This is a genomic window from Weissella sp. DD23 (genome assembly GCF_001579105.1).
Lineage (GTDB): Bacteria > Bacillota > Bacilli > Lactobacillales > Lactobacillaceae > Weissella > Weissella cibaria.
The window spans coordinates 133,896-137,278 of the sequence record NZ_KQ970394.1 but is presented as its reverse complement, the minus strand read 5'-3'; the positions used below and the strand labels follow the sequence as shown (position 1 = coordinate 137,278).

The window sequence follows — 3,383 nt, the reverse complement described above, 5'->3', positions numbered from 1 at the left end:
CCCCGTGGCCAGCCTTCTTAAAGGCTTCGACCGCCGCTTGCGTTCCCCACACTGTACCGTTGATATTTGTATCAAACGTCCAGCGCATTGTCTCTTCGTCAACTTCCATGATTGGTGTCGTAGGTGCAACACCCGCGTTGTTGATCATGACTGTCAAATCCCCAAAATGTGCAACAGTCTTTTCAACACCGGCAAATACTTCATCACGCTTCGCAACATCAGCTGCAACGGCCAACGCTGCGTCAGGGTGAACTGCGTTAATTTCGTTTGCAACGCGTTCAACCTTTGACAACGTGCGACCAACAACTGCGACCTTGAAGCCGTCATCTGCTAAACGCTTAGCGATTGCTTCACCGATACCTTGTCCTGCGCCAGTAATAAATGCTACATCACTCATGTTAGTTACCTCTCAAATAACAAATTCCTAAATAAATTATCTCATGCTCATTACTACACAAATAATGATACAACTTTACTTCCACTTTGTAAACGTTATGGTTTTCACAAAATGAAACGACCGCAAAAAAGCTCTAACATCACTGTCAGAGCTTTGCTTATCTATTGTGCTGTGTAGCCACCATCGATCACGAATTCGGCACCAGTTGCAAACTTTGATTCTTCAGAAGCCAAGTAGACACAGATCCAAGCGATATCATCTGGTTCACCCATACGTCCCATTGGTGTCTTCAAACGTTGCGTCACGTAAGGTGCGACTGAGTCACCTTCACCAGAACCGTCCGTCATTGGCGTCGCAATGTAGCCCGGGTGCACCGTGTTCACACGAATGTTCAAATCGTTTTGCGCTGCGTAGACTGCAGCTGACTTTGAGAACATGCGAACTGCCCCCTTCGAAGCGTTGTATGAGGCCGTCATCGTATCACCAACCAAACCAAGGATTGATGACATGTTAATGATTGACCCACCACCATGTTCCTTCATTGCACGGAAGCCATATTGCGTACCGAGGTACATTCCATCAGCATTAATGCTCATCAACTTACGATAAGCGTCAAAGGTATCGTGCTCAATGTCATTAGTTGCTCCGATACCAGCATTATTAACCAACACATTCAACGGACCAAATGCCTCTTCTGTGTAAGCAATTAAGTCCTGCCAACCTTGCTCGTCAGATGAATCGTGTTGTTGGAAACGAATCACATCTTCCCCGCCGAGTTCCTTGGCTGCCGCCTCACCAACATTGGCACGACGTCCCGTAATCACAACCTTAGCACCCTCTTCAATAAAACGTTGGGCAATTGCCTTTCCCAAACCAGTGGTTCCACCAGTCACAATTGCAACCTTCCCCGTCAAACGATCTACCATAGTACTTACCTCGCTAATTTCTTTTGATACTTCAGAGATTACCGGGCAATTATGAAGATTTTTGTTTTGAACACTTGGATTTGAAAACGTTTACAGGTTTGGCTAATTTTGTTCATATAGTTGGATGGCTTCGGGTAAATCTTGGGCCTGACCACGTTCAAGATATAACGCCAACATATCAACGGCTTGGCGACTACGTAGGTATTTAGGCAAGAAATTAATCATAATTGGATTATAATTTCCCAAGTTTGTTTGCGTCGTCTCGATACTTTCTAACTTATCGGCATACGGCCAACTAGCAATTTGTTTTTCATATCTTTTGTTCAACGACCGCTCCGAAACATGAAATGACGCATAAGCCATCACACCAGCCACCCCTGCGGCAACATAAAACCACACTTCCTGGTAGGCCAAAGCAAACATCAAACTCAATAACATCGCAATAATACCCAAGGTGCCTAACAACGGGCTTTGCGCATGCTTATACGCACCCTGCCGCGCTTCAGCTTGTAGCGTTTGCTTTTCAATTTCTAAATCATACAGCTGTTGTAGCACGTGCAACCGACCTAAATCGTCAGCTGGTACTGGCATCGCATCTGGGCTAAACTGTGGTTCATCTTCCGGCACCGTCGTATTTGTATTATCTGTTGGTACTAGTTTAAGCGTTGCTAATTCGTACTCTGCCACAGTCACAACAACGCCGTCGGCTAAGTAAAAATCAAAGCCACCTAACATCATGTCACTGCGTTGAAATTCTTGAATCATGTCAATCCGACTCACTAAATTATCCGGCCAATTAGCGAGACCTACCTCACTAGACAAGAAAACCGTTGGGAAGAAAGCCCCCGTTTCGTCTGTCCGACCTGAAAACGGAAGCGAGCCATCATCAGCAATAATTGGCTGACCAGTTGTAGACACACCAATTTGGTGATTCGCGTCCGTAATAACCGGCCACAGTAACAATGCCCGATTGAAATCAATCACCATCTGTTGCAACCGTCGCGACCTCGACGCCGCATCCGTATCATGACGTAAGCCTCGTAGGCGCTTTGTTAAACGAGAATTATCTACTGGCAAATTTACATAATAGTTTGTCATGCTTCTTCACCCCAACGTTTTTGTAAGATATCGTTTGGCAGCATGATACGCTGATTATTAGCTCGTATTTGCACACCAACGACATCCAGTTGCGCAACTAACGCCAAAGCTTGCTGGCCCGTTACCTGACGTGTACCAAAGGGGGCCATTGCTTCCGTTGGTGCAATGTACAACGGCAAATAATCTTGATCAGCATAATAATAGATGGCTAATTTCCCATCTACTTGTTTCGGTATGCTAAAGCGATAGTACCTAGCAACCGTCAGGAAGTCATCGTAATGTTGTGAGACATCCTTCCGCTCACGACGGGCTGCTAAGTATGCCGTAAAGAATCCGGTCATTTCCTCGTCTGAAACCGTTTCTGGGTGTTGATCTGGTACAGGCGTGATTTGCTCAGGCTCCGTCTCAGACTTCCTTGTTTCAGACTGATCAGGCACTGGTTTAGTTGTTGTTACTTTGGCTGACAAACGATACAGTTCATCCTCCAACTGCAACATCTTCGCCAAGCCGCCCCGTTTCTCATAGACTAGCCAACGCCCTAGTGTGCGACCGCGGGGGTGGCGATAGCCATATACCGCACTCGCCAACGCCAGAAATAATAGCACGCCCATCGGCAATAAGGCATGACGACCCAAACGCATTAGCACGATTAACGCCACAACTAGCAATCCGACCGTTAATTGATGGAGACTAGAACCCTTAGCCGCGCGACGAGCTTTTTTCTCAGTCTTGGCACGCAATTCTTCCAACGCATTACTAATTTGATTCGTCTCTTTCTGGCGGGTTTGCCAAGCTTCATTTCCACCCGGCACTGGCAATCGCTTAGGAAAGTCCGTTGCCAGCTGTCGTTCATACCATGGCGCACGTAAACGGACCAACTCGTGGCGTGGGAATTGGCGTTGTAACTCATCACGCGACACCATTAACTCGTCCGTGCCATCATTCAACAATAAGCCGGCCAC

General features: G+C 46.7%; 4 protein-coding genes. All 4 read right to left on the bottom strand.

All coding sequences use genetic code 11. From position 1 onward, the window contains the following. Positions 1–397, bottom strand: a 397-nt coding sequence (locus tag WEIDD23_RS08080) for an SDR family NAD(P)-dependent oxidoreductase (protein WP_156469609.1), incomplete at its 3' end; no start/stop codon positions are given. A 161-nt stretch (positions 398–558) separates the two neighbouring features. After that, on the bottom strand, positions 559–1,323 hold the full coding sequence (locus WEIDD23_RS08075; RefSeq protein WP_010370204.1) for a glucose 1-dehydrogenase: 765 nt from the start codon (positions 1,321–1,323) through the stop codon (positions 559–561). 102 nt (positions 1,324–1,425) lie between these two features. Then, entirely contained in the window at positions 1,426–2,421 is a 996-nt protein-coding gene (locus tag WEIDD23_RS08070) for a hypothetical protein (RefSeq protein WP_062358899.1), read from the bottom strand. Next, positions 2,418–3,383: hypothetical protein (locus WEIDD23_RS08065; RefSeq protein WP_197458850.1), on the bottom strand; the 966-nt coding region annotated here is incomplete at its 5' end. The genes WEIDD23_RS08070 and WEIDD23_RS08065, both read right to left, overlap by 4 nt.